This window comes from Nocardia sp. NPDC058658 (assembly GCF_042716665.1).
Classification (GTDB): Bacteria; Actinomycetota; Actinomycetes; order Mycobacteriales; family Mycobacteriaceae; genus Nocardia.
This window is the reverse complement of the sequence record NZ_JBHXRR010000013.1, coordinates 25,172-48,481: the sequence shown is the minus strand read 5'-3', so window position 1 is coordinate 48,481 and position 23,310 is coordinate 25,172. Positions and strand designations below refer to the sequence as shown.

Genomic DNA, 23,310 nt, shown 5'->3' with positions numbered 1-23,310 from the left:
GCGTCCGCATGTCGCGTCAGCTCAGGAATCGACCGCCCGCGTCCCTGTCGCGGCGAGCACCACGGCCGTGAACTGCTCGGGCGCCTCGACCATCACCAGATGCCCCGCACCATCGATCACGACCGACCGCGACGGCCCCAGCGTACGGTTCAGCGCGGCACCGGCTTGCGCGCACAGCACTCGATTTCGACTCCCCCACACCGTGGTGACGGCCGGAAAATCCGCGGGCGGCACGAAGGTGTCCAGCTCGCCGAGCAGCGGAATCTCGCGCGAGATCGCGGCCGTGACCATCAATCGACGAGGTTCGGTCCAGCTCTGACGCAGATGCGCGACGACCTCCGCCGTGTGCGGCGCGCGCTCGGACCCGAGCTGTTCGGCCACGATCATCCCCGCCAAAGGGCCGGGAACGCGGACGCGCGCGAGCAAGGAGTCGATGTACAGCCGCCGCCCGAGCTGCGCCGCCCACGCCGTCCGAGTCGGGCGCAGCGTGGCCGGGGTGAGCGGGCTGCTGAGCACCAACGCCCGCACCCGTTCCGGATGACGCTGCGTATAGAGCAACGCCAACGCGCTCCCGAAACAGTGCCCGACCAACGTCACCTCCCGCAGATCGTGCTCCTCGACGAACGCGGTGACCATGTCCAGATAGTTCTCCACCGTGTACCCGTCATCGGGCGCATCCGATTCGCCGTACCCGATGAGGTCGATCGCGAACACCCGATGCGTCCGCCGCAATACCTCGAACTGAGCCCGCCAGATCTGCCGATCCCCACCGAGGTTGTGCAGGAAAACGACCGGCGGACCCGCCCCCGCCTCGTCATAAGCGATCGATGTCCCGCGAAAGTCGAAGTACCCCATCCCGGGCGTCCTTCCAGTGGCAGCGACCACGTCATCGTGGTCGATCCACGGTAACTCCGACCCCCGGCGCCGCCAGGCAAAATCGACCGTTCGGCGATGGAACACGCCGTCACGGGCTCAGTCCAGGCAGAACTCGTTGCCCTCGGGGTCGGCCATCACGATCCAGCCGGCGCTCATCGGGGGTTCGGGTTCGAAGCGCTCGACTCTGGTGGCGCCCAGGGCGACCAGGCGGTCGCACTCCGCTTCCAGGGCGGCCATTCGCTCCTCGCCCTGCAGCCCCGGTGCCGCGCGCACGTCGAGGTGGACGCGGTTCTTGGCGACTTTGTCTTCGGGCACCCGTTGGAAGAACACTCGGGGGCCGTGGCCTTCCGGGTCCTCGATGGCCGACTTCGAGTTCCGTTCCTCGGCGGGTACTCCGAGGCGTGCGAGGAACTGGTCCCAGACGGCGAGCGGATCGACGCCGGCGGGAACCTCGACGCCGGGCGGCCCCGGATGCACGTATCCCAGCGCATCGCGCCAGAAGGTCGACAGCGCGGCCGGGTCGTGCGCGTCGAAGGTGATCTGGATGTGTCGGCTCATCGATGCTCCGTTCGTGGGTGGTGAACGCTGCGCGTCGCACTGCTTTCGTCACCGTAGGCCAGGGGTCCGACAACTCACCGGCCGACTTGCTGATCGGCTCGGACTTCGCGCAGCGCGGTGATCAAGAAGTCGTTGACCGCGTCGGTGCGCTCGAGGTGCACGAGGTGGCCCGCGTCCGGAAGTTCCACGACCGCACGGAGATCGGTGACATGCGCGCGCAGCGTGGCGAGCGGATCACGACCACTGAAGCCCTCCATGTCGGGGTCGTTCTCGCCGTAGAGGACGTAGGTCGGGACCTGGATGCGGGCGTCGGCGAAGGGCTCGGCGAGTTCCCAGTTGCGATCCAGATTGCGGTACCAGTTCAAACCGCCGGTGAAGCCTGTCCGCTCGAATTCTGTTGCGATGACGTCGAACTCATCCGCTGTGAGCCATGCCCACGGCAAAGCAGGCGCTTGGGGCAACACATCCAGGTAGCCCAGACCCGGCGGGTTCTTCCAGGTGTCGAGATAGTGGTAGTCGCCGGAGAGGGAGAAGAAGACGCGGGACAGGAATTCCCTCGGCCGCGCGGCCAGTTCGAGATCGGCCACGCCGGGTTCCTGGAAGTAGGACAGGTGCAGGAAGTGACGTTGGGCCGCCTTGGTCCAGAAGGCCGAAGGCGCACGGGGTGGGCGCGGCGAGTACGGATTGTTCAGCACCACAACAGCTTCGACACGCTCGGGAGCACGCAGCGACAGCTCCCACACCAGTTGGGCACCGAAATCGAGTCCGACGAATACGGCCTTCTCCGCGCCGATGTCATCGAGCAGCGCCAGCAGATCACCGATCACGGCCACGTTCGTGTAGGCGTCGACATCAGCGGGCGCATCGGTGCGGCCGTAACCCCGCAGGTCCGGTGCGATGGCCCGGAATCCCGCCTCGGCCACGGCTGCCACCTGCCGATGCCAGATGAACCCCGTGTGCGGAAAGCCGTGACAGAACACCACGGGATACCCCCGCCCCTGCTCGGTGACGTGCATTCTGACCTCACCGGTGTCGAGGAATCGCTGCCCCACTGCCGCCTCCATTTTCTAGAACGTGTTCTGATTTGACGGTAGTGTCCGGAGGTCATGAGCGGAACACCCAACATTCTGGCCGGGCGCGTCGCGGTCGTGACCGGGGCAAGTCGCGGTATCGGCAAAGGCATCGCCCTCGAATTGGGCGCGGCCGGCGCCACCGTGTACGTCACCGGCCGTACCAGCAAGCCGGGCAAGCTTCCCGGCACCGTGCACGAGACAGCCACGGCGGTCACCACACTCGGCGGAGGACAGGGCATCGCGGCGGTGTGCGATCACCGCGACGACGATGCGGTCGAGAAACTCTTCGCCCGAATCCGCGCGGAACAGGGCCGCCTCGACGTGCTCGTCAACAACGTCTACAACTCCCCCGCCGCCGCCCGATGGCTGGGCCGCAAGTTCTGGGACGTGCCGCCCAAGGCTTGGGACGAGACCTTCGACATCGGTGTGCGATCCCATTACGTGGCAAGCGTTTTCGCCGCACCGCTGCTGATCGAATCCGAAGGCCTCATCGTCAACGTCTCCTCGCCCGGCGCCCGGCGATATATACACAATGCCGTCTACGGCGTCGCCAAGACCGCCCTGGACCGCCTCACCGCCGATCTCGCCCACGACCTGGACGGCACCGGAGCGACCGCGGTCTCGATCTGGCCGGGCATCGTGAATACCGAACTGCTCCAACTGGTTCCGGCCGACGTGAACGGCCGCCGCCAGGTCACCCTGCCCGGCGAGGGCACCTTCGACCTCGACGCCGCCGAGACTCCCCGTTTCGCCGGGCGCGCGGTGGTCGCCCTCGCCGCCGATCCTGGCCGATCCACGCGCACCGGACAGGCCTGGAAGGTCGCCGATCTCGCCGAGGATTACGGGTTCACCGACGTCGACGGGCGCATCCCCCGCGCCGACTAGAAATACCCGATACAGTGCGTTACAGTTAACTTGAGGATCGTCGCTCGATGGCGATCCAGGTGACAACGGAAGAGACACAATGACGTTCTCGAAAACCGCGGCTGCCGAGTATGCCGAAACCCTGCACACGCTGTCGGAGGGATCGGTCAATCGCCGGTTCGACCCCTACCTCGATATCGACTGGGACGCACCGGAACTCGCGATCGACCGCGACGACCCCCGCTGGACGCTGTCCCCCGAACTCGACCCGCTGGGCGCGACGAGCTGGTATCAGAACCTGCCGCTGGAGCGTCAGATCGAGATCGGCCGCTGGCGCCAGGCCAACGCGGCCAAGGTCGGGCTCGCCTTCGAATCCATCCTCATTCGCGGGATGATGCAGTACGCGATGACGTTGCCCAACGGCTCGCCCGAATTCCGGTACTGCCTCCACGAGATGACCGAGGAGTGCAACCACATCCAGATGTTCCAGGAACTGGTCAACCGCATCGGTGACGACGTGCCGGGCATGCGGCCGGTGTTCCGGGTGCTGTCGCCGTTCATCGGCGTCGCGGGCGGTTATTTCTGGGTCATTCTGTTCATCGGCATCCTCGGCGGCGAGGAACCGATCGACCACTATCAGAAGGCGCTGATCCGCTCCGACCAGGAGACTCACCCGGCGCTGCTGCGGATCATGCAGATCCATATCGCCGAAGAGGCGCGCCATATCTCGTTCGCCCACGAGTTCGTGCGCACCCACATCGCCCGCATGGGCCCGGTGCGCACCGCGGTGTGCGCGGTGGCGTTCCCGATCGCGATGCGCTGGCTGGCCGACGAACTGGTCAAGCCGCCGAAATCCTTCGCCGCCGAGTTCGACATCCCCGACGACGTTTTCCGCGACGCGTTCTGGGACAGCCCCACCTCGCGCGGGATCCTCAGCGGATTCTTCGGCGACATCCGGACTCTGGTCGACGATCTGGGCATGATGAACCCGGTCACCCGGCAGCTGTGGAAAGTATTGAAAGTCGACGGCGGCGGAACTCGCTACCGCGGTGAGCCGCACCGGCGCGCGAGCTGATCGCCACGGATACCGAGCGAATAACCCGCGCCGTCGTCAACTAAGATCGGCGACGGTAATTCTCGGCACCCGAACGAACAGGACTCCCATGGCGCGCAAAGTCGTTGTCACACTGGTCGATGATTTCGATGGCACGTCCGCTGCCGATGCGACTGTCACCTTCGGAATCGACGGCGCCGCCTACGAAATCGACCTGTCCGATGCCAACGCGGCCCAGCTGCGTGAGGTATTCGAACAGTGGGTTCCGTACGCGCGTCGCACCGGCCGGGCGAAGGCGGGCGCCGCACGTCGCCTCGGCTCGGCCCCGGCAGCTGAATCCACCCGTCGCAACGATCTCACCGAGATCCGCGCGTGGGCTTCGCAGAACGGACATACGGTGTCCAGCCGCGGCCGGATTTCGGCGGACGTCATCTCGGCCTACGAGCAGGCCTCGGCGTAAGCTTCGGTTCGACAACGGCACGGCGCGCATTCCTTGCGCACCGTGCCGTTTTCGTCTCAGTTGGGCAGTGGGATATCGGCTTTGATGCGCTCGCCCGGTGGCAGGCCGCGCAGGACCGCGCTGATCCATGCCACCGCGGGCGGCCAGCCCGCGACGGCGTTGACCAGGTGCTCGGGCAGCGGCATCGTGTAGAAGCGCAGATCCGCGCCGCGGTTCCAGTAGTCGTTCACGGTCGGCAGTACCGCCGATGTCGGGATGAGTTCGTCCCAGATACCGTGCCACCAGAAGATCGGGCTGTCCGGAATATGGTGTCCCAGGCTCTGTTCCGCGAGCACCTCCATCACGCCCGGCGCCGTTTCCAGCGACTTGCCCGGCTGGAAATACGCACTGATCGGCCGATATGCCCCCGCGGCGGCGATCGTGTAAACGCAGCGCCCGCGCATATCCGCCACGATCGCCTGGCCTTCCGGCGTCAGCAATTCCTTCGCGTCGAACTGCTCGGGGAATTCCCGCGACAAGGCGGCGAAGCCCAGCCACATGGTGAAGTTGCTCGCTCCGGTGAGGCCGGGAAGCTGTGCGATCGCGTATCGCGCCTGGGCGCGCAGGTCGGCGGGAAATCCACCCACGGCGGTGCCGAGCAGCCGCACATCGGGGGCGTAACTCGCGCGGAGTTCGGCCGCACGGATCGAACCCGAGCCGCCGCCGGAGTACCCGTAGAGCGCGATCCCGGAATCGGTGAGACCCAATGCCGAGTTCTTCATGGCGCGCAAACTGTCGAGCACCATCTTGCCTTCGTCATAGGTGTTGAAGGTATTGAACTTGCCGTCGAAGTCGGCGACGTTGATCGCGAAACCCTGCGCGAGCCAATACACCGCCAGCGCGGCCTCTTTCATCGTGCCCGTCTGCAGAGTGTAGGACGGATTGCACGAGGAGTCGGTCGAGTCGATGGCTTCCTGGAACGACACCACGGGGCGCGGACTGCCCGACCACGGAATGCCGGGGACGATCACCGAGGTCGCCGTCGCGATCGGATTGTCGTGCACATCGTTGCTGCGGTAGAGCAGCTGTTCGGTGTGTACCGGGAAGGGCAGGCCGAGCAGGCGCGTCTGCACCGTGCGGGAGCGGATGATCTGGCCCGGCGCATACGAATTCAGATCCGCCGGGTCGTCGTACCATGGGTCTTCGGCGGGCACCGGAATCGGCAGCATGTCGTAGAGCTGGGGTTCGGCGGGCAGCTGCGGGAGCTGGTTCTGATCCGGTGGGAAGCTCGGATACGGGTCGGCGCCGGCATAGCCCGCGCTCGTGATCGCGAGGCAGATCGCCGCCAAGGGCGCTGCCACCCTGCCGGCGAGCGGGCGCCTCGGGCGGACGGTAGCGGCCGTGCTGCGCTGCATGGCAACTCCTTCATTCGGTGACGCTGATTACAACACGACTCCTTGTTTCTAACAATAGCCCTTGTTCAGAAGGATTCGAACACGCCGGGTCCGATCGGGTCGCGGTACAGTGCGCCTGCATATTTTCCGGGGTGGGCGCTTGTTTTCGGGGGAACGCGATGGACGAAATACTGGCTCTGGTCGGCGTGGGCGGGCTGATTCCGACGGTGGTCGCGGCGGTGTCGGCGTGGTGGTCGACGGCGTTCAGCCGCCGGATCAACAAGCGGGCGGTCGAAGCGACCGTCGCGAACGAACTCGACTCGGTCATGGTCAGTCGGCCCAGCCCGACTCGGAAGCTCCCGGACACCAAGGCCGGAGGTTCACGACCCGAAGGCGGAGCACCACGACCCGAAGTCGGAGCGTCGGTCACCGAAGCCGAAGGGACGCTTCCGCCGCCTCTCAGGCATCGGAGGTTCACGACCCAACCGGCGGGCACGCCGGGCTGGCGCAACAGCAGACCAGCGGGTGGTCCCTCCCGTCGACTCGGTTCGACCGCTACGTCGCCGCATCTCGACAGAGATGAGCGGCTCCGGGCACAGCCCACGATCGACCCTTCCCCGGCGATCCGTCATCGAACCGACGAATACCTCCGGCAGGTGCGCAGTGCGCAGGCGCAGAGTTCGGCGTTCTTCTGGGCGTACATGATCAGTGGCTGTTGCGGGGTTGTCGTCGTGCTGGCCGCGGCGTCGATGGTGGCATTCGGGAATCGGGACGCCGCGGCCGCGACGTCGATCATGGGGGCGGTGCCGGTCGGGATCACCGCGTTGTTCTACAAGCGGTCCACCGATCTCGACAAGATGGTGAGTGAGAATCTCACGCGGCTGAGCAGAGCCGACGAGACCGCCGAGGCCAATCGCGCGGCGCACGATGTGGTGTCGCGGATGGGGCCCGGCGCCGATCAGGATCGGCTGCTGGCGATGATCGGTGTGCGACAACTGTTTCCGTTGGCGACGCCGGCGGAAGTCGCCGAACTACTTCACGCAGTGCCCATCACATCCGAGACCGAACAGTAACCACCGGAATATCAGTTGCCGTACTGCGCGGTCTCGGGGCGTTCGATCAAGACGACATGCGCGACCTCGTCCGCGACCGGGCGGTGCCGAATTCCCTTGGGCACCACGAACAATTCGCCCGGCGGCAGGACCACAGGGTCGCGATCTTCCAGTTCGATGCGGACGGTGCCGTCCCAGCAGAGGAAGAGTTCGTCTTCCTCGTGGTGGTGCCACGGGAATTCGCCCATCAGTTGGGCCACGCGGACGACGGTGTCGTTGACCAGCGCCAGTTCGTGTTGCTGGAAGGGGCCGGGCAGAGCCGCGATTGCCGCGGGAATCGAGATGGAGGTCATGGTGACCATCGTCGGGCCGCTCGGTGCGCCGTTCCAGCGCCAATCGAGCATAATTGGTTTGGCTATGGAACCAATCTCTGTGACGGATCGACTCGGCCGCTGGTCGGCCGGGCGTGGGCCGCTGTATGCCCTGCTGGCCGCGCGGCTGCGTGGGCTGATCGACGACGGCGAGCTGGCGCCGGGCGCACTGCTGCCGCCGGACCGGACGCTCGCTGTCGCGTTGTCGGTCGGACGCAGCACCGTGGTCGCGGCCTACGGCCTGCTGCACGACGAAGGGCGGATCGTGCGGCGGCAGGGCAGCGGCACCCGCGTCGCGGGGACGCCGCGCGACGATTCGCCGGAAACCACCAGTGAGCCGATGTTTCTCGACCTGCTCGAACCGAGGTCGGACGTGATCTCGCTGGCGTGCGCGGCACCGGATCGGCCTCCGGTGGAATTAGCCGAGTCGTACGCGGCGATGCTGCCCGCTTTGGCCGCGACGACCGGCGATATCGGCTATTACCCGTCCGGTCATCCGGTGCTGCGCGAGGCTGTCGCCGAGTACTACCGGGGGCGTGGTCTCCCGACCGACGCAGGCCAGATCCTCGTCACTACCGGTGGGCAGCAAGCACTTTCGCTGTTGTCCAAGGCGTATCTCCGGCCCGGCGATCGAGTGCTGCTGGAAGCCCCGACCTATCCAGGGGCGTTGGAGGCCTTCCGTGCGGAAGCGGCCGTCGTATCCGGATTGCCACCGGGACTCGAAGGTTTCGCGAGTGCGATCCGCGATCAACGACCCGCTCTCGCCTACGTGATCCCCACCTACCAGAACCCGACCGGCTCGGTCCTGTCCACGCTCTCCCGGCGTCGGCTCGCGGAAACCTCAGCCGCAGCAGGGATTCCGCTCATCGATGACGAAGTGCTCGCCGAACTGGGCTTCCCCGGTCGCGAAACCCCACCACCCATGGCCGTGTTCGCCGACTCTGTCATCACCATCGGCTCGCTGAGCAAGAGCGTCTGGGGTGGATTGCGCATAGGCTGGATCCGCGCCGCATCACCCGTCATCGGCACATTGGCCAGACTTCGCGCGGTGCACGACCTCGGCGGTAACCTGCCCGCCCAACTGGCCGCGGCCGAGCTGGTCCCCCGCCTCGACGACCTGCTCCGCACCCAAGCCGTCGAACGCGAACGCCGCCACGACCACCTACGCGCCGAACTCGCCCGCCGACTCCCCGAGTGGGACGTGCCGCCGGTCACGGGTGGCCAGACCCTCTGGATCAGCCTGCCACGCGGCGACGGACCCTCCTTCGCACAAGCCGCACTGCGCCAACGGGTTTCGATCCTCGCGGGCAACGGCCTCGACCCGACCGGCGGCAGCGAACGCTACCTGCGTCTCCATTTCCTGCACCCGCCGGAAATACTCACCGCCGCAGTCGACCGTCTCGCCGAAGCTTGGCGCACCTACCGCCCGCCGGTCACACCGGGCACCGCACCTTCCCCACTCGCCCTCTGATCACGGCAAGGCCAGCATGGCGACGATTCCTCTACCCGGAACTCCTCGGTCCGAATACCGGGACCCTCAGCGCCTGACCAGCTCGCGGAGCGCGGCGGCGACGATTCCGGGCTCCTCTTCGGCCATGAAATGGCCTGCGTCGACGGTGCGGTGTCGAGGTTCGGCGCCCAACTCGACCACAACGTCGCCGCTTCGAATCCGAGCGCGGCGCCCCAGTCCTGCTGCAGCACGGTCACGGGCATGGACAGGCGGTTGCCTGCCGCTCGGTCGGCGCGATCGTGGTCGACGTCGATGGTCGCCGAGGCCCGGTAGTCGGCCACGATCGAGGGGACCGCCGCACGGCAGGCGTCCAGGTAGGTGGCCCGCACGGGTGCGGCGATCGCGGCGGGGGTCTTTCGCCCACTGGTCGAGGAAGTAGGCGAAGAACGCATCCGCGCTCGCGGCGATCACCTGTTCGGGCAGTCCCGGCGGTTGCGCCATCAGGTAGAGGTGGAATGCGACGGCGGCGGTAGTTCCGTGCAGCACCTCCCACGTGTCGAGGGTGGGCAGGACGTCGAGGCAGGCGAGGTGGGTGACCGCGTCGGGGTGGTCGAGACCGGCACGGAAAGCGACCAGCGCGCCTCGGTCGTGCCCGGCGAGGGCGAAGCGTTCATGACCGAAAGCCGCTGCGGCGGTGACGATATCGGCTGCCATCTGACGCTTGGAGTAGGAGTCGGGTGCGGCGGCGGGCTGGTCGCTGTCACCGCGGTCACCTCATCCTCATCCAAACCCGCTGTGCCCTAGCCGATTACATTGGCGCCGATCAGCATGCCGACGCCGCCGACGTGCTCGCCCGTCGTTACGAACTGCCGCTGGTCGAGGTTTTCACCACCTGGTACCGCGCCCTACGTACCAGTGCGACAACAGATCTCGCCACTGCTGAGGCGGCATACCAGGCAGCCGCTACCGCCCTCACCGGTGCGGGCATGCCAGGACTCGAACGTGGTCTGCTGCCGCTGGCCGAGCTGAGTCTGCATCTGCGCCATCACGAGACCGGAAGAATCGCCGCGCTCGCACCCGACACCGACTGGGGCCCTTACAAATCCTGGGTCCAGCCCACACTGCTGGTAGCGCAAGGACAGTTCGATGATGCGCGAACAGCCCTGCGCAACATCACCTCTCCGCCACGCGACCTGTTGTTCGAAGCACTGTGGGCCATCGTGGCGCACGCGGCCATCGCCGTCGACGACGTCGAGTGTGCCGAGCCCGGACCCAACTGTCCCCAGCGGCGGCCGAAACCACCGCACAGAGTGGACTTCTCAGCGTGGGTCCGGTTCGCGCACACCTCGATGCGATCGAATCAGCGCTGTCGGCACAGCACCGTACGAGTCAGTCGCGGTAGGTCATGTCGGCCCCACCGAACCCCTGGGCAACCGGCTGAGCCCGATCCGAAACGCGCACGCCCGGTTCTCAATTCGGGCGCAGGAGCGGGTGCGGGTGATAGGTGGTGTCGATGGTGGTGATCTGGGGATCCGGTGGGGTGTCCGTGCGGCGGGCGATGGTGCGGACGTAGCCGAGGTAGGTGCCTCGGTCGGCTTCGAGGGCGGCGATTTCGGTGGTGTTGTCGGGGGCGACGGTGTGTTGCCAGTCGAGCCAGCGTTGCCAACCGTCGGGCATGGTGTCGGCGTGGGTGACGTCGAGGACGCCGCTGCGTTGCCAGTGGTTGCGCCACCAGGAGGCGGAGTGCAGGCAGGCCAGGCTCGGTTCCCACCAGGGGCGCAGGTGTTCGGGGAGGGGGCCGTCGATCTCCTGGGTGAGGCCCGCGCCCGCGATGGCGATGGGGGCACCGGGGCGGGCGAAGGAGGCCAGGTAGTTGGCGTAGAGGTCGTCGGTGCCGTAGTAGACGAAGGAGTCGATGCTGATGATCGCGTCGAAGTACTCGGTCGCGAACGGGAGGGCGCGGGCGTCGGCACGGATGGGGAAGACCGCGTCGGCGACACCGGCGTCGCGGAAGCGGGCCGCGCGTTCGTCGGGGCTGAACCACAGGTCGGTGGCCCAGACCTGGACACCGTATTCGCGGTGCAGGAACACCGAGGAGGCGCCGCGTCCGCAGCCGAGGTCGAGCACGCGCATGCCGGGCCGGAGATCGAGGGCGTCGGTGAGCCATTCGGTGAGCCAGAGCGAATTCGCGCCACCGCTCACGCTCGCCCGAATCCAGTCGGGGTGGTAGGCGTTCGATCGGGGGAAGTCGTCAGTCACGGGAGTCCTTGTCAGGTGGGGCCGAGTTCGCCGAAATCGACCGATCGTTCGATGATGCGGTGCTCGGCGATACGGAATCGGTAGGTGCGACCGACGGTGAACCGTAGGTCGCTGGGGGCGATGATCCGGGCAGGCGCACCGTGCAGGACGAGCTTGCCGGTGTGCCTGCCGGTCATCTCGGCGCGCACCGCGACCTGCGATGCGTCGGCCGAGACGGCTCGGATGGTCCAGTCCAGGTCGGTGAATGCCCGCCGCAACCACAGCGAGGTGGCGTGGATCGCGTTCGGGCCTCGGCCTCGACAAGGTGCTGGTGCGTACTTGCCTGGCCGGTTGACGGCGGTGGGGGCGAAGATCGCGGCGAAGTCATCGAGACTGCCGTGGTTGAGCAGTTTTACCGCCATCACGGCGAGAATCTTTGATTCCCTGAGGCTTTCGGCCACCGCGGGCGCACTCATGTACCGACGCTCGTGAGCAGGACCAGCGCCGCGGTCGACAGCGCGAGGAAAACCACCGGTGCGGCAAGGTCACGCTGCTTGGCATGCACATGCATTCCGACGGCCGCGGTGAAGTAGACGACCAACCCGACCGCTGCGGCAACCGAGATGGGCAACCACAGCAATCCGAGGCACAGGCCGATGGCGGCAGCGAGTTTCACCACGCCGAGAGTCCACAGGTGCTGGACCGGAAAGCCGACCGCGCCGACGGCGTCGACGATCTGCTTCTGGCGGGTCAGCGTTGCCAGCGCGGAGCCGGTGACCATGATCGCGAGCAGGCCGACGACAACTGTTGCTACGTAGTTCATTTCACTCCTGAGGTAAGCAGCCGATCGGAATCAGCTGTGGTCGTGAGGATTACGGCGCCGAGGGCGAATGGGATCAATGTCGCCATGAACGGGATGCTCGTGGCGAAGGCGATCGCCGCGGGCACGGCGTCGGCGGCGGACGGCCCACTTTCATAAGACATGCCGTCCGATGAAAGGATGCGCTTTCATCGGACGGTCTGTCAACTGAAATATGGCAAGATGGGTTTCATGACCAAGCGCAAGTACGACCAGGAGGCCCGCGCCGAAGCCGCCGAGCAGACCCGTCGGCGCATCCTCGACGCCGTCGCCCAGCAGTTGCGCGAAGCTCCCACCGCCCCGCTGAGCTTGGACAAGGTCGCCAAAGCGGCAGGCACCTCACGGTCGACGATCTACGTCGACTTCGGTTCCCGCGCAGGACTTTTCGACGCCTTCGTCGCCGACCTCTCGGCCCGCACCGGCCTGCCCGAACTCTCCGCCGCCGTCGCCGCCACCGATGCCCGTACCCACCTGCGCGGCGCCATCGCCGCCGCGAGCCGCATGATGGCGGGCGACCTCGAGATCTACCGCGTCCTGCACGCGATGGACCGCCTCGACCCCTCCTCGGCGGCCGACGCGGTGCGCGCGATGGAGGAGAACCGCCGCGGCGGCGTCGCCTACCTCGCCCACCGCCTGGCCGCCGACGGCGCCCTGCGCGAGGACGTCACCGAGGAATGGGCCACCGACATCCTGTGGACGCTGAGCAGTTTCGAAAGCCTCGACATGCTCCTCACCGGCCGCGGCCTGACCGTCGACGAGGCCGTCGAACGCCTCACCACCACCGCCGAACGCACCCTCCTACGACCTCGGTGATCACTCCGCGCGATACCTACCGCCATCTATACACCGATTGAACCGAACGCATCCGCCGCCCGTGACATCTGGGTACGGGCGAGCACAGTGGCCGTCCGGCAGTCCCGAAAGGTATTCCCCCAGATGAATTCTCGTCGATTCGCCATGTCCGCTGCGGTTGCCTTCGGCGGCATTCTCACGAGCTTTGCGGTGGCCGGTCCCGCGCACGCGGCCACCACCGTCGGCGTTGTCATGAACGGCACCGAATTGCGGATGACCGGCAGTGATTTCTCCGACGATATCGAGATCCGTGCCGAAGGAAATGCGCTGGTTGTCGTGAGTCGCTCCGCCAAGATCTTCAACGGCAGCGATTCAGGGTGCACCCGCGTCAACGATTCCTCCGTTCGCTGCGTGGGCGCCGCCACCCTCTCCGTGCAATTGGGCCTGGGTAACGACCGATTCCTGAACAACACGAATCGCCCCGGCGTGATCAGCGGAAACGTCGGCGTCGACGACATCACCGGCGGCGCGGGCGACGACACCCTCAGCGGCGGCAACGGCAACGACACCCTCGACGGCGCGGGTGGCCGCGACACCGTCACCGGCGGGAACAATATCGACAAGTGCATCGGCGAAGTGGAATCACCGACCTGCGAAAGCTGAGGTCAGCGGGGCGGCGGACCACCGCACCCGGTGCGCTGACGCCGGAAAAGCAACGGCTGGACCACCCATAGTCCGAGGAAAAGCACGGCCGCGACAATTCCGGCGATGACACCGGCGGTGGTTCCCGCGACCATGTCGAAAATCAGCACCGCCATGCCCGTCAACGCGACACCGAGCAGCGCGATGCCTGCGATGACCAGGCGGTGGGAGCCGGTCACGAGAGCGTCGAGGCGGTGGCGGCGGAACAGCACGCGGTGGATGGCCACGGGGGCCACCAGCAGGGCCGTCGCCGTGACGGCGGCCGACACGACCACCAGGTAGACCACGCGCAGCGAGGTGCTCAGGGTCTCGAACCTGGATTGGAACGGCAGGGTCAGCAGGAAGCCGGTCAGGACCTGAACACCGGTCTGTAGCACGCGCAATTCCTGCAGCAATGACGACCAGTTCCGGTCGAGACGCTGAACGGTGTTCTCACCACGCATCCGCTCATTCCATGCGGCGTCTTTTCCGTCCATCGCCGCTCCTAGCCACCGCGAAAAACTCACCGACTGCCCATTTTACTGCGGAAAGTCCGCAATCCTGAGCCCTCGAGCGAACAGACCTGCGGCGCGCGGGAAAAGCAACCCAACGCGCCGCCGATCGTCGAGCATCAGTTCACCGCGTACGGATACACATCCGAGCGTCCCTGGAACGACAGAATCCGCGGATTCTGCACCCGCCCGTCGCGAATTTCGATGGAGCGGCGAATCGTTTCGCTGCCGTCCCACGCCGAGGGGCCGCCGAGTACCACCGGCAAGTATTCGAGCAGTGCTTCGGAGTTCTCCCACGTGGCCGAGTCCCACAGGAACGAGGGACTGTGGTCGACGCCGTAATAGTGCAGATCGTCACCGACGGTGAACATCGGGTCCGCGAACGAGGTCGGGCGCGAGAATTCGAAACCCATCCCCTCGTCGCAGGACACGTCGACGAAAAGCGTTCCGCGCATGAACAGTTCCAGATCGTCGTTCATGACGAACGTCAGCGGGTCCTCGGTGTCCTGGAACATGCAGTTCACGACCACGTCGTAGTTGGCCAGCATCTCGGCCAGCGGTCCGGGCTCGGGCGCCTTCAGCGCCAGCGTCCGGCCTGGCAGGGCCGGGTCACGCTGGAAATGCTGCATCCGCACCGACGCGAACGGTGAGGCCACCGCCGACACACTGCGCTGGGTCAGCACCGTGACATCGCTGATGCCGAGTGCCGACAGCGCCCGCACCGCACCGCGCGCGGTGGCGCCGAAACTGATCACCGCCGCACGCATCCGGCGACCGTAATCCCCTGTCACACCACGCAATTGGAGTGCGTGCATGACCGAGCAGTAGCCGGCCAGTTCGTTGTTCTTGTGGAACACGTGGACGTTGAACGCACCCGATTTGGTCCAGTGGTTCATCGCCTCCCACGCGATCAGCGTGAGGTCGCGATCGACGGCCAGCTGGGTCATGCGCGCGTCCTGCACGCAGTGCGGCCAGCCCCACACGATCGTGCCGTGGCGCATCTGCGCGAGGTCTTCGGCCAGCGGCTTGGCCAGCAGCAGCACATCGCACTCGGCGAAGAGTTCTTCGCGCGTGCGATGGCCCGCTACCAGCGGGGCCAGAACCTCGTCGGGGTAGCCGAATCGGTTGCCGTAACCGTGTTCGAGATAGATCCGACCGCGCAGTCCGGGATCGATGCGGTCGAGGTGAGCCGGGTGGATGGCCAGCCGGTGTTCGTTTTCCTTGCGAGAGGTCGCGACGACGCCGACGGTCAGGTCTTTCACAGTTGCTTCACCTGGTCAGCTTACCCGCAGGTCATATCAGCTCTCCGCTTCGTTGGTGATGTCATCGAGCGACTCGCCCATGGTCTCGGGCACCCGGCGATAGCAGAACCACAGCGAGATCGCGGAGACGGCGGCGAAGATGAAGAACATCGTCGACGCGCCCCAGAGTTCGCCGAGCGGCGGGAACACCAGCGAGACCGTGAAATTGCCCATCCAGATCAGGAAGGTGCAGATACTCATCGCGGTGGCGCGGATCGGAGCGGGGAAGATCTCCGAGATCAGCAACCAGGTGGGCACACCGACGCCGAGCTGGAACGAGCACACGTACACGACCATCAAGGCCAGCAAGATGTAGCCGGTGGCGGTGCTCTGGGTGAGCCGCTCGATCAGACCCATCCCGACCAACGAGACGATCATGATCGCCAGGCCGATGAACATCGGTGGGCGCCTGCCGATCTTGTCGACCAGGCTCATCCCGAGAATCACGCCGAGCACCGCGCCGATGCCGATACCGATCGACGAGGTGATCGCGGCATTGTCGCCCATGCCGGCCTGGGTGAGCGTGGACGGCGCGTAGTAGATGACGGTATTGACGCCGACGAATTGCTGAATCAACGCCAAGCCGACGCCGGTCCAGAACAGCGCGCGCACCTTCGGTTTGCGAAGTTGGTCGCTCAAACTGTCCTTGACCGCGGCATCGGCGGCTTCGGATTGTTTGATCTCGGTGATCGTCGGTTCGACATTCTCCGGGAAATAGGACTGTTCGAGGACCTTCTTCGCGTCGGCGGTGCGGCCCTGTTTCAGATACCAGCGCGGCGAATCCGGCATGAAATACATGCCGATCACGAGTGCCGCGGCGGGAATGGCCGCCATCGCGAGCATGAGGCGCCAGTTCCCGGTGGGGGCGAGCAGGGCGTTGACGATGTAGGCGAGCAACTGCCCGCTGGCGATCATCAGCGAGTTCATCGAGACCAGGCGCCCGCGATAGGTCGGCGGGGAGATCTCGGAGACATACATCGGAACCACCAGCGAGGCGGTGCCGACAGCGACGCCGAGGAACAGCCGGGTGATGATCATGACCGTGGCATCGGGTGCGAGCGCCTGGGCGATCGCACCGACGAAGAACAGGCAGCCGGCGAACAGCAGCGTCATCCGCCTGCCCCACCGGTCGGCCATCCAGCCGCCGGTGATCGAGCCGATCGCGGCACCGATGAGCAGCGAACTCGTGATGATGCCGACCTGGGTCTGGCTCAATCCGAAGTCGGGCGTGAGGTAGACGAGCACGCCGGAGATGACGCCGGTGTCGTAGCCGAACAGCGCACCGCCGAGCGCGGCGATGACGACGACGGTGAGCACGAACTTCTTGATCTTGGCCCGCATCGCGGCGTGCTCCGGCGATTCGTCGGGCTGCTGGACCGGCGGTTCGGTGACCGGGGACACCACCACCTTCTCGGTGTCGTCCTGGACCGGATCGGGCACCCGGACGGGGGTATCGGTGTTGGGTCCGATCAACGGTCCGCCGGGTGATCTGGCGGGCGGCACGGACGGATTCAGCACGGCACCGTGCCGCTCTGGTTCCTTATCGGTGGATCCACGAGAGGAATCGGGCATGTCCACACCTCCGCCGATGGAGTAGGTCGATTCCTGCACCCTAATCGAGCGCAATAGTTCTGCGATAGCTCGAAATCCGTGCACCGGTCGTTAGCGAACAACAGGATGTGACGATCGGGGAATGGCGCCCCACCCCCTGCGTGGAACAACATTCCCCGATCAACACACCCTTATCGGTTTATCCGACGACCGAAATGCTCGCCGAGCGCCGATTCCGCCGAAAGTATCGTGTAGTTATCCGACACCATTCATCCGTCAAACCGTGACCACCGAATGTGTCGTTATCGCCGATGCAGCGACCAGACCGTCACCGCACCCCAGAGCGCCAGGCGCACCGCCGCGGCCATATAGAGGAGATAGGCCAGCATCACCAGGATGGGCCCGTAATTGCCCGCCCAATCGCCGAGACGCAGCAGGCAGGCTACGCCGAGGCCGAGCAGGATCAGCCCGAGGACCAGACCCGGCGTCGCCAGCGGCGCCAGCGGCGACTCGGTGGCCGAGGCCGTGGCGGTGCGTCGCCCCTGACCGGTAACTGACAGGTTGCTGTTCGATTCGAAGTAGATGCTGCTCATAACAACGAGGTCCCTTCCGGACAGCCGTCCCGACACGGCCGATCTGCGATCCGCACTGGATCTTTCGATTGCCGCCGCGCCGAAGCGGACGTGCGGGGCGTTCGCGACCCCGGATCGGCGATGATCCGGTTGATGATCACGAACGGTTAACGTTCAGCAATTACGAGCTTGCCAGCCGGGTCGACCAGATGACATGCGATGTGATCTGCATCACATCGAACAGGTGAGCGACACGAACCGATAACGCGCGTTACATTCTCCCGGAACACGGGTTGGAACGGGCAAAACGCCAGCACAACTGGACGTTTGCTCAAAACCTCGACATGGGTGTCATTTATCGAACCGTTATGGCGCTGACGTGCGAAAACGTGCCCTGACCCACACCGCGATCCAGTTGGTACCTGCACGGATCATCGACACGGCACCGTGACGGAAGCGGCGATGCCGACACCCCCGCAACTTTCCAGCCACGACATCTGCGTGCGCTCTTCCAGCTACCGCATCACGTCGGCTATCTTGCATCCAGTTCTTTTCGATGCTGCTGGATCGTTCGTGTCGCTTCGCCGAATCATGTTGTCGCGGGAACCATCCACGCCTCATGCCTTCGGCGACCCTCTCAGACGAAGGACGCCGGTCACCATGCCCGCACCCGTTATCCTCCATGGCCGCATCGCACGGCTGGAACCCCTTGCGCCCCACCATGTTCCCGGTCTGGTCGCCGCGGCGGCCGCGCTCGACGGGCCTGCGGGGTTCACCGTCGTCCCGCACGGCGAACAGGAAGCGCGCACCTATGTCTTCCAGGCCGAAGCCGCGCAGCTGGCAGGCACGGCACTGGCCTTCGCGATCGTCACCGTCGCCGACGAGTGTGTGGTCGGGGCGACCCGATTCACCCGTCTCGACTACTGGCAGGGGCCGCTGACCTGGCCGTTGTCGGCCGAACCGGTCACCGCGCTGCCCGGCGGCGCCATCCCCGACGCCGTGGAGATCGGCAACACCTGGCTCACCCCGGCGGTGCGGGGCGGTCAGGTGAATCTCGACGCCAAACTGCTGCTGTTGACCCACGCCTTCGACAGCTGGGGCGTGCGGCGGGTGACCCTGCGTGCCGACGCCCGTAATCTGCGCTCCCGAGCGGCGATCGAACGCCTCGGTGCGGTCAGTGACGGTGTGCGGCGGGCACATTCGCGCGGGCTCGACGGCGCGGTGCGCGACACTGCGTTCTATTCGATCCTGCACGACGAGTGGCCGGGCGTGCGCGCGCGCATTCACGAGCAACTGGCCGCGCGGGCGATGCGCCGCGCCCCACTGATGCCTGCCATTCCCCCATCGCTGCGGCCGTTGGCGATCGGTTGACGCCTCAGCTCGGCAGCGACTCGATGCGGTCGACGATCAGTTCGGCGAGCTCGTCCGGGCGCTCCTCGGGGAGCCAGTGCGAGCCGTCGAGCACCGCGAAGCGATAGTCACCGGTGACATACTCGCTGGTCAGCTCGGCGCCGCGGCGGGTGAGGAACGGGTCACTGGTGCCCCACACATAGGTGACCGGAATCGTGACCCGCGTGGTCCCGACACGCGGGCTGGTCATCGGCATGGCGCGATACCAATGCATCGCGGGAGTGAGCGCGCCCGAGTCGATGACCTCGGTGTGCACGCGCGCGATCGCCTCCGGGTTCATCCCGGTTCCGGCCAGGGTCCGGTCCATCCGGGCACCGCCCGCGCGCAGGACCAGCTCGGGCAGCACCGGGAGCTGGATCAACCCCATGTACCACGAGCGCAGGAGCTGGCCGCTGCTGATCATCGAGCGGAGAAAGGCACCAGGATGCGGCACCGACAGGGCCACGAACGTGCGGACGAGGTCGGGCCGCGACGCCGCCGCCGACCAGCCGACCGCCGCACCCCAGTCGTGCCCGACCAGATGCACCGGGCCACGATCGATGGCGCCGATCAGCGCGACCACGTCATCGACGAGTTCGGACATCCGGTAGTCGCGTCGGCGTCGTGGCCGGGCGCGCGGCGAGTAGCCGCGCTGGTTCGGGGCGATGGTGCGGTACCCGCGGGCGTTGAGCAGTGCGGTGAGCGGGCCGAACGAGGTCGCGGTTTGTGGAAAGCCGTGCAGCGCAACGATGACGGGGCCGTCGAGCGGACCGGAATCGACGACGTCGAACTCGAGTCCCGCCCTGGTGAACGAGGTCAGTCGGGTGCTCAACGAGCCCTCCGTTCAGTTAACTTACTTATCAGTAAATTACTCCGACGCACAGGTCCGGGTCAACCACGCTCATCTGCCCGTACCGCCGTGTACGACGGCCACCTCCGCACCGCCGAGGTCGAAGGCGCGGTGCAGGATGCGCACGGCATCGTCGAGGTCGGTGTCGCGGACCAGCACGGAGATACGGATCTCGGAGGTGGCGATCAGGTCCAAGTTGATGTTCGCCGCCGCCAGCGCCTCGCAGAAGGTAGCGGTGACACCAGGGTTGTCCCGCATGCCCGCGCCGATCAGCGATACCTTGCCGACGCGGTCGTCGTAACGGACGTCGGCGAAACCGATCTCGGCGCGGCGATCGCGCAGCAGGGCGACGGCGCGCGCACCGTCGGCGGCGGGCAGGGTGAAGGTGATATCGGTGCGGCCGGTGCCGGTGTTCTGCACCACCATGTCGATCCCGATCTCGGCGTCGGCGACCGCGCGGAACACCTTCGCCGCGTAGCCGGGTTCGTCTGGCAGGCCGACGACGGTCACCTTGGCCTCGTCGCGATCGTGCGCGACACCGGTGAGCACGGCCTGATCGGCGGGGATGTCGGCCATCGAACCGAAGACAGTGGTGCCGATCCCGTCGGTGTAGGACGAGCGCACGTGCACGGGCACCTGGTAGCGGCGCGCGTACTCCACGCAGCGCAGCATGAGCACCTTGGAACCGCAGGCCGCCATTTCCAGCATCTCCTCGTAGGAGACCTGGTCGAGCTTCTGGGCGTCGGCCACGATGCGCGGATCGGCAGTGAAGATGCCGTCGACATCGGTGTAGATCTCGCAGACATCGGCACGCAGGGCCGCGGCCAGCGCGACGGCGGTGGTGTCGGAACCGCCGCGGCCGAGAGTGGTGACGTCGCTGTTGTCCTGGCGCACGCCCTGGAACCCGGCGACCAACACCACTTCGCCGTCGTCGAGGGCCTGACGCACCCGGCCCGGGTCGACTTCGATGATCTTGGCGCGACCGTGGGCACCGGTGGTGATCACACCCGCCTGCGAGCCGGTCAACGAACGCGCCTCGGCGCCGAGTGCGTGAATCGCCATGGCCACCAGGGCATTCGAGATCCGCTCACCGGAGGTGAGCAGCATGTCCAGCTCGCGTGGTTCCGGTGCCGAGGCGATCTGGCCCGCCAATTCGAGGAGTTCGTCGGTGGTGTCGCCCATCGCCGAGCAGACCACCACCACATCGTGCCCCTGCTTCTTCGTCTCCACGATCCGTTCGGCGACCCGCCGGATCCGCTCCGCGGTGGCTACCGACGAGCCGCCGAATTTCTGCACAACCAGGGCCATCCGAGGTCCTCTCCCCTGCTCCCCCGCCTGCGATCGGCGGGGTGACCCTTCGAGTATCCAGGCAATCCGGGCACGGCCGTACCAATTCGGCGACGAAAACGACTGCCGCCGAAAGGTTTCGGCGGCAGTCCGGCGTCATCCCTGTTCGGTGGGGACGACGACGAGTTCGGCGATGTTCACTCGGCGTGGGGCCGAGACGGCGTAAGCGATCGCGTCGGCGACGTCGGTGGGGAGCAGGATTTCCAGTCCGTCCCGCCAGCCGGCGAGTTCGGCGCGTCGGGTGGCGTCGAGCATGCCCGCGCCGAGTTCGGTGCCGACGAATCCGGGTTCGACGTTCTTGACCCGGATTCCGCGCGGGCCGAACTCGGCGCGCAGCGTGCGGGTCAGCTGGGCTACCGCCGCTTTGGTGGCACAGTAGACGCCGTAGTTCGGGAACGGCACGTGGCCTGCGATGGAACCGACCAGTACCAGGTCGGCGGTGCGGCCCGAGTCCGCGGCGGCGAGTAGGTCATCGATGAAAGCTCGTGCGGTGTAGAGCAATCCGTTGATATTCGTGCCGACCATCTGATCCCACTCGTCGACTTCGGCCTGCTCGAACGGTGCGCCGAGCATGACGCCCGCGTTCGCGACGACCAGATCGACGGGGCCGAACGCGGCGCGGACTTCGGCCGCGGCGTCCAGAACGGACTGCCGCTCGCTCACGTCGACGGTCACCGCGAGAGCGTTCTGGCCGATGCCGTGTGCGAGTTCTTCGAGACGATCCTTGCGCCGCCCGAGCAGCGCGACCTTCATGCCGTCGGCCGCCAGTCGACGTGCGGTGGCGGCACCGATACCGCTGGATGCTCCGGTGATTGCGGCGACCCGGCCTTCGTTGTTGTTTGTCATGTCCACAACGTTGGTCTCGGCGCCCGACGCGTGCCAGGTCGGAAACTTCCTGGTAGCGGGAGGGCCACCCAGCCTTCGCACAGCGGGCCTACCCTCGACAGCATGGATTCCGACAATCGTCTCGGCGCGTTTCTGCGGGCCCGGCGCCAGCAGGTGAGCCCCGAAGAGTTCGGGATGGCAGGTGGCGGTCAGCGCCGGGTGGCCGGACTGCGGCGCGAGGAAGTGGCGATGTTGGCGGGGATGAGCGCCGATTACTACGTCCGGCTCGAACAGGGGCGTGACAAGCATCCGTCCGACCAGATCGTGGCGGCATTGGCGCGGGTGTTCGCCCTCGACGACGACGGCGTCGCGCATCTGCGGGAGCTGGCGCGTCCGGCGCCGCGACGCACCCGTACACCGCGACGACCGGAGCGGGTCACGCCGAGTCTGCTGCGCCTGATGCGCACCTGGACGGACACGCCGGCGCTGGTGTACGGGCGGCATATGGACGTGCTGGCCGCGACGCCGCTGGCCGTCGCGCTGAATGCCTGTTCGGTGCCGGGAGTCAATCAGGTCAGGATGGTGTTCCTGGATCCCGAGGCGCGCAACGTTTTTCCGGATTGGCCGACCATCGCCGCGGAAACGCTGGCCGCGCTGCGGGTCAGTGCGGGCACCGATCTCGACGACCCGCGCCTGACCGAACTGGTCGGCGAGCTGTCGTTGAAGAGTGACGACTTCCGCCGACTCTGGGCCAAGCACGAGGTGCGCGCGAAAACCGCTGGGGAGAAGCGGTTCGCGCATCCGCTGGTGGGTGAGCTGGCATTGTCCTACGAGACGTTCGCGGTCAACGGGGCGCCCGGGCAGACGCTCGTCGTCTATCACGCCGAGCCCGGGTCCGATGCCGAGCAGTCACTGGCGCTGCTCGGCACCATCGACACCGCACCCGCGAGCTCCCCGGTGGCGCACTGACCTACAGGCTGACCACCACCGAGCGCAGGATCAGCACGGCGATGAACACCGCGGTGAAGGCCAGGTCGAGTGAGAAATCACCGATGCGGATGGGCTTCAACACTTTTCGCACCGGGGCGATCACCGGTTCGGTCGCGGCATGGGTCACCTCCCGTGCCTTGCGCGCCCACTGCGGGCCGTTGCCCAGCGCATCGATCCAGTCGACCACCATCCGGGCGATCAACAGCACCAAGAACACCGTCAACGCGAAGCCGACCAGGGTTCCGACAAGACTCATGACGCACTCCTCGCGG

The 23,310-nt window shown here is 66.5% G+C and carries 26 protein-coding genes and 1 pseudogene; 9 read left to right on the top strand and 18 right to left on the bottom strand.

Features of this window, described 5'->3' with window-relative positions; all coding sequences use genetic code 11:
- Positions 1-21: 21 nt before the first annotated feature.
- The 3 genes from ACFWUP_RS19470 to ACFWUP_RS19460 form a co-directional block, all read right to left on the bottom strand.
- On the bottom strand, positions 22-855 hold the full coding sequence (locus tag ACFWUP_RS19470; RefSeq protein WP_379236134.1) for an alpha/beta fold hydrolase: 834 nt from the start codon (positions 853-855) through the stop codon (positions 22-24).
- Positions 856-972: 117 nt separating this feature from the next.
- Positions 973-1,434, bottom strand: coding sequence for a VOC family protein (locus ACFWUP_RS19465; RefSeq protein WP_379236132.1), 462 nt, complete (start codon positions 1,432-1,434; stop codon positions 973-975).
- A 74-nt stretch (positions 1,435-1,508) separates the two neighbouring features.
- Positions 1,509-2,498 carry an alpha/beta fold hydrolase gene (locus ACFWUP_RS19460; protein WP_379236130.1) on the bottom strand — a complete coding sequence of 330 codons (990 nt, stop codon included), beginning with the start codon at positions 2,496-2,498 and terminating at the stop codon, positions 1,509-1,511.
- Positions 2,499-2,540: 42 nt separating this feature from the next.
- Between ACFWUP_RS19460 and ACFWUP_RS19455 the strand changes: the two genes are divergently transcribed.
- From ACFWUP_RS19455 to ACFWUP_RS19445, 3 genes are all read left to right on the top strand, one after another.
- Positions 2,541-3,392, top strand: coding sequence for an SDR family NAD(P)-dependent oxidoreductase (locus ACFWUP_RS19455; RefSeq protein WP_379236128.1), 852 nt, complete (start codon positions 2,541-2,543; stop codon positions 3,390-3,392).
- Positions 3,393-3,471: 79 nt separating this feature from the next.
- Complete coding sequence (locus tag ACFWUP_RS19450; protein ID WP_379236126.1) at positions 3,472-4,446, top strand: diiron oxygenase; 975 nt, start codon at positions 3,472-3,474, stop codon at positions 4,444-4,446.
- Positions 4,447-4,534: 88 nt separating this feature from the next.
- Entirely contained in the window at positions 4,535-4,885 is a 351-nt protein-coding gene (locus ACFWUP_RS19445) for an Lsr2 family protein (RefSeq protein WP_379236124.1), read from the top strand.
- A 56-nt stretch (positions 4,886-4,941) separates the two neighbouring features.
- On the opposite strand, the gene ACFWUP_RS19440 is transcribed toward ACFWUP_RS19445, so the two are convergent.
- The gene (locus ACFWUP_RS19440; RefSeq protein WP_379236122.1) at positions 4,942-6,279 is read right to left on the bottom strand and encodes a lipase family protein; all 1,338 of its coding nucleotides are present in this window, start codon (positions 6,277-6,279) and stop codon (positions 4,942-4,944) included.
- Positions 6,280-6,437: 158 nt separating this feature from the next.
- Between ACFWUP_RS19440 and ACFWUP_RS19435 the strand changes: the two genes are divergently transcribed.
- The gene (locus ACFWUP_RS19435; RefSeq protein ID WP_379236120.1) at positions 6,438-7,331 is read left to right on the top strand and encodes a hypothetical protein; all 894 of its coding nucleotides are present in this window, start codon (positions 6,438-6,440) and stop codon (positions 7,329-7,331) included.
- 11 nt (positions 7,332-7,342) lie between these two features.
- Here ACFWUP_RS19435 and ACFWUP_RS19430 read toward each other — a convergent pair whose 3' ends face one another.
- Entirely contained in the window at positions 7,343-7,663 is a 321-nt protein-coding gene (locus ACFWUP_RS19430) for a cupin domain-containing protein (protein ID WP_379236118.1), read from the bottom strand.
- A 64-nt stretch (positions 7,664-7,727) separates the two neighbouring features.
- Here ACFWUP_RS19430 and ACFWUP_RS19425 point away from each other — a divergent pair, with 64 nt between their 5' ends.
- A complete protein-coding gene (locus ACFWUP_RS19425; protein WP_379236116.1) occupies positions 7,728-9,152 on the top strand; it encodes a PLP-dependent aminotransferase family protein in 1,425 nt (474 codons plus the stop codon).
- A 66-nt stretch (positions 9,153-9,218) separates the two neighbouring features.
- Here ACFWUP_RS19425 and ACFWUP_RS19420 read toward each other — a convergent pair.
- The 5 genes and pseudogenes from ACFWUP_RS19420 to ACFWUP_RS19400 form a co-directional block, all read right to left on the bottom strand.
- Positions 9,219-9,884: pseudogene (locus ACFWUP_RS19420) on the bottom strand (alpha/beta fold hydrolase); the annotation flags it as partial.
- A 717-nt stretch (positions 9,885-10,601) separates the two neighbouring features.
- Positions 10,602-11,390: an SAM-dependent methyltransferase gene (locus ACFWUP_RS19415; RefSeq protein WP_379236114.1), complete on the bottom strand. Its 789-nt coding sequence runs from the start codon at positions 11,388-11,390 to the stop codon at positions 10,602-10,604.
- Positions 11,391-11,401: 11 nt separating this feature from the next.
- On the bottom strand, positions 11,402-11,845 hold the full coding sequence (locus ACFWUP_RS19410) for an ester cyclase (RefSeq protein ID WP_379236112.1): 444 nt from the start codon (positions 11,843-11,845) through the stop codon (positions 11,402-11,404).
- The gene (locus ACFWUP_RS19405) at positions 11,842-12,192 is read right to left on the bottom strand and encodes a DoxX family protein (protein WP_379236110.1); all 351 of its coding nucleotides are present in this window, start codon (positions 12,190-12,192) and stop codon (positions 11,842-11,844) included. The genes ACFWUP_RS19410 and ACFWUP_RS19405 overlap by 4 nt, the downstream gene beginning before the upstream one ends.
- A complete protein-coding gene (locus ACFWUP_RS19400; protein ID WP_379236108.1) occupies positions 12,189-12,353 on the bottom strand; it encodes a hypothetical protein in 165 nt (54 codons plus the stop codon). Before ACFWUP_RS19400 ends, ACFWUP_RS19405 begins: the two co-directional genes overlap by 4 nt.
- A gap of 67 nt (positions 12,354-12,420) precedes the next feature.
- Between ACFWUP_RS19400 and ACFWUP_RS19395 the strand changes: the two genes are divergently transcribed.
- Both ACFWUP_RS19395 and ACFWUP_RS19390 read left to right on the top strand, forming a co-directional pair.
- Complete coding sequence (locus tag ACFWUP_RS19395; protein ID WP_379236106.1) at positions 12,421-13,041, top strand: TetR/AcrR family transcriptional regulator; 621 nt, start codon at positions 12,421-12,423, stop codon at positions 13,039-13,041.
- Between the two features lie 123 nt (positions 13,042-13,164).
- Positions 13,165-13,683, top strand: a complete 519-nt coding sequence (locus ACFWUP_RS19390; protein WP_379236104.1) for a hypothetical protein — start codon at positions 13,165-13,167, stop codon at positions 13,681-13,683.
- Positions 13,684-13,685: 2 nt separating this feature from the next.
- Here ACFWUP_RS19390 and ACFWUP_RS19385 read toward each other — a convergent pair whose 3' ends face one another.
- From ACFWUP_RS19385 to ACFWUP_RS19370, 4 genes are all read right to left on the bottom strand, one after another.
- The gene (locus tag ACFWUP_RS19385) at positions 13,686-14,198 is read right to left on the bottom strand and encodes a DUF6328 family protein (protein ID WP_379236102.1); all 513 of its coding nucleotides are present in this window, start codon (positions 14,196-14,198) and stop codon (positions 13,686-13,688) included.
- Between the two features lie 134 nt (positions 14,199-14,332).
- Complete coding sequence (locus ACFWUP_RS19380) at positions 14,333-15,475, bottom strand: N(5)-(carboxyethyl)ornithine synthase (protein WP_379236100.1); 1,143 nt, start codon at positions 15,473-15,475, stop codon at positions 14,333-14,335.
- A 36-nt stretch (positions 15,476-15,511) separates the two neighbouring features.
- The gene (locus ACFWUP_RS19375) at positions 15,512-17,086 is read right to left on the bottom strand and encodes a sugar porter family MFS transporter (RefSeq protein WP_379236098.1); all 1,575 of its coding nucleotides are present in this window, start codon (positions 17,084-17,086) and stop codon (positions 15,512-15,514) included.
- Positions 17,087-17,367: 281 nt separating this feature from the next.
- Positions 17,368-17,658 carry a hypothetical protein gene (locus ACFWUP_RS19370; RefSeq protein WP_379236096.1) on the bottom strand — a complete coding sequence of 97 codons (291 nt, stop codon included), beginning with the start codon at positions 17,656-17,658 and terminating at the stop codon, positions 17,368-17,370.
- Positions 17,659-18,297: 639 nt separating this feature from the next.
- On the opposite strand from ACFWUP_RS19370, the gene ACFWUP_RS19365 reads away from it, so the two are divergent.
- Positions 18,298-19,008 carry a GNAT family N-acetyltransferase gene (locus ACFWUP_RS19365; RefSeq protein ID WP_379236094.1) on the top strand — a complete coding sequence of 237 codons (711 nt, stop codon included), beginning with the start codon at positions 18,298-18,300 and terminating at the stop codon, positions 19,006-19,008.
- 4 nt (positions 19,009-19,012) lie between these two features.
- Here ACFWUP_RS19365 and ACFWUP_RS19360 read toward each other — a convergent pair whose 3' ends face one another.
- The 3 genes from ACFWUP_RS19360 to ACFWUP_RS19350 all read right to left on the bottom strand — a co-directional run bounded on the left by ACFWUP_RS19360 (position 19,013) and on the right by ACFWUP_RS19350 (position 22,069).
- Positions 19,013-19,858 carry an alpha/beta fold hydrolase gene (locus tag ACFWUP_RS19360; RefSeq protein ID WP_379236092.1) on the bottom strand — a complete coding sequence of 282 codons (846 nt, stop codon included), beginning with the start codon at positions 19,856-19,858 and terminating at the stop codon, positions 19,013-19,015.
- 69 nt (positions 19,859-19,927) lie between these two features.
- On the bottom strand, positions 19,928-21,184 hold the full coding sequence (locus tag ACFWUP_RS19355; protein WP_379236090.1) for an aspartate kinase: 1,257 nt from the start codon (positions 21,182-21,184) through the stop codon (positions 19,928-19,930).
- A 135-nt stretch (positions 21,185-21,319) separates the two neighbouring features.
- Positions 21,320-22,069 (bottom strand): SDR family oxidoreductase, encoded by a 750-nt coding sequence (locus ACFWUP_RS19350; RefSeq protein ID WP_379236088.1) that lies wholly within the window; start codon positions 22,067-22,069, stop codon positions 21,320-21,322.
- Between the two features lie 102 nt (positions 22,070-22,171).
- On the opposite strand from ACFWUP_RS19350, the gene ACFWUP_RS19345 reads away from it, so the two are divergent.
- Positions 22,172-23,017, top strand: coding sequence for a helix-turn-helix transcriptional regulator (locus ACFWUP_RS19345; RefSeq protein ID WP_379236086.1), 846 nt, complete (start codon positions 22,172-22,174; stop codon positions 23,015-23,017).
- A 1-nt stretch (position 23,018) separates the two neighbouring features.
- Here ACFWUP_RS19345 and ACFWUP_RS19340 read toward each other — a convergent pair whose 3' ends face one another.
- On the bottom strand, positions 23,019-23,294 hold the full coding sequence (locus ACFWUP_RS19340) for a YggT family protein (protein ID WP_379236084.1): 276 nt from the start codon (positions 23,292-23,294) through the stop codon (positions 23,019-23,021).
- Between the last annotated feature and the right edge of the window lie 16 nt (positions 23,295-23,310).

Coding starts and splice junctions, on each gene's coding strand:
- ACFWUP_RS19370 (WP_379236096.1), bottom strand. CDS start 17,658: ATGAGCAGCATCTACTTCGAATCGAACAGCAACCTGTCAGTTACCGGT.
- ACFWUP_RS19405 (WP_379236110.1), bottom strand. CDS start 12,192: ATGAACTACGTAGCAACAGTTGTCGTCGGCCTGCTCGCGATCATGGTC.
- ACFWUP_RS19430 (WP_379236118.1), bottom strand. CDS start 7,663: ATGACCTCCATCTCGATTCCCGCGGCAATCGCGGCTCTGCCCGGCCCC.
- ACFWUP_RS19375 (WP_379236098.1), bottom strand. CDS start 17,086: ATGCCCGATTCCTCTCGTGGATCCACCGATAAGGAACCAGAGCGGCAC.
- ACFWUP_RS19460 (WP_379236130.1), bottom strand. CDS start 2,498: ATGGAGGCGGCAGTGGGGCAGCGATTCCTCGACACCGGTGAGGTCAGA.
- ACFWUP_RS19470 (WP_379236134.1), bottom strand. CDS start 855: ATGGGGTACTTCGACTTTCGCGGGACATCGATCGCTTATGACGAGGCG.
- ACFWUP_RS19450 (WP_379236126.1), top strand. CDS start 3,472: ATGACGTTCTCGAAAACCGCGGCTGCCGAGTATGCCGAAACCCTGCAC.
- ACFWUP_RS19435 (WP_379236120.1), top strand. CDS start 6,438: ATGGACGAAATACTGGCTCTGGTCGGCGTGGGCGGGCTGATTCCGACG.
- ACFWUP_RS19355 (WP_379236090.1), bottom strand. CDS start 21,184: ATGGCCCTGGTTGTGCAGAAATTCGGCGGCTCGTCGGTAGCCACCGCG.
- ACFWUP_RS19410 (WP_379236112.1), bottom strand. CDS start 11,845: ATGAGTGCGCCCGCGGTGGCCGAAAGCCTCAGGGAATCAAAGATTCTC.
- ACFWUP_RS19395 (WP_379236106.1), top strand. CDS start 12,421: ATGACCAAGCGCAAGTACGACCAGGAGGCCCGCGCCGAAGCCGCCGAG.
- ACFWUP_RS19440 (WP_379236122.1), bottom strand. CDS start 6,279: ATGCAGCGCAGCACGGCCGCTACCGTCCGCCCGAGGCGCCCGCTCGCC.
- ACFWUP_RS19455 (WP_379236128.1), top strand. CDS start 2,541: ATGAGCGGAACACCCAACATTCTGGCCGGGCGCGTCGCGGTCGTGACC.
- ACFWUP_RS19365 (WP_379236094.1), top strand. CDS start 18,298: ATGCCCGCACCCGTTATCCTCCATGGCCGCATCGCACGGCTGGAACCC.
- ACFWUP_RS19350 (WP_379236088.1), bottom strand. CDS start 22,069: ATGACAAACAACAACGAAGGCCGGGTCGCCGCAATCACCGGAGCATCC.
- ACFWUP_RS19390 (WP_379236104.1), top strand. CDS start 13,165: ATGAATTCTCGTCGATTCGCCATGTCCGCTGCGGTTGCCTTCGGCGGC.
- ACFWUP_RS19465 (WP_379236132.1), bottom strand. CDS start 1,434: ATGAGCCGACACATCCAGATCACCTTCGACGCGCACGACCCGGCCGCG.
- ACFWUP_RS19425 (WP_379236116.1), top strand. CDS start 7,728: ATGGAACCAATCTCTGTGACGGATCGACTCGGCCGCTGGTCGGCCGGG.
- ACFWUP_RS19345 (WP_379236086.1), top strand. CDS start 22,172: ATGGATTCCGACAATCGTCTCGGCGCGTTTCTGCGGGCCCGGCGCCAG.
- ACFWUP_RS19385 (WP_379236102.1), bottom strand. CDS start 14,198: ATGGACGGAAAAGACGCCGCATGGAATGAGCGGATGCGTGGTGAGAAC.
- ACFWUP_RS19445 (WP_379236124.1), top strand. CDS start 4,535: ATGGCGCGCAAAGTCGTTGTCACACTGGTCGATGATTTCGATGGCACG.
- ACFWUP_RS19400 (WP_379236108.1), bottom strand. CDS start 12,353: ATGTCTTATGAAAGTGGGCCGTCCGCCGCCGACGCCGTGCCCGCGGCG.
- ACFWUP_RS19340 (WP_379236084.1), bottom strand. CDS start 23,294: ATGAGTCTTGTCGGAACCCTGGTCGGCTTCGCGTTGACGGTGTTCTTG.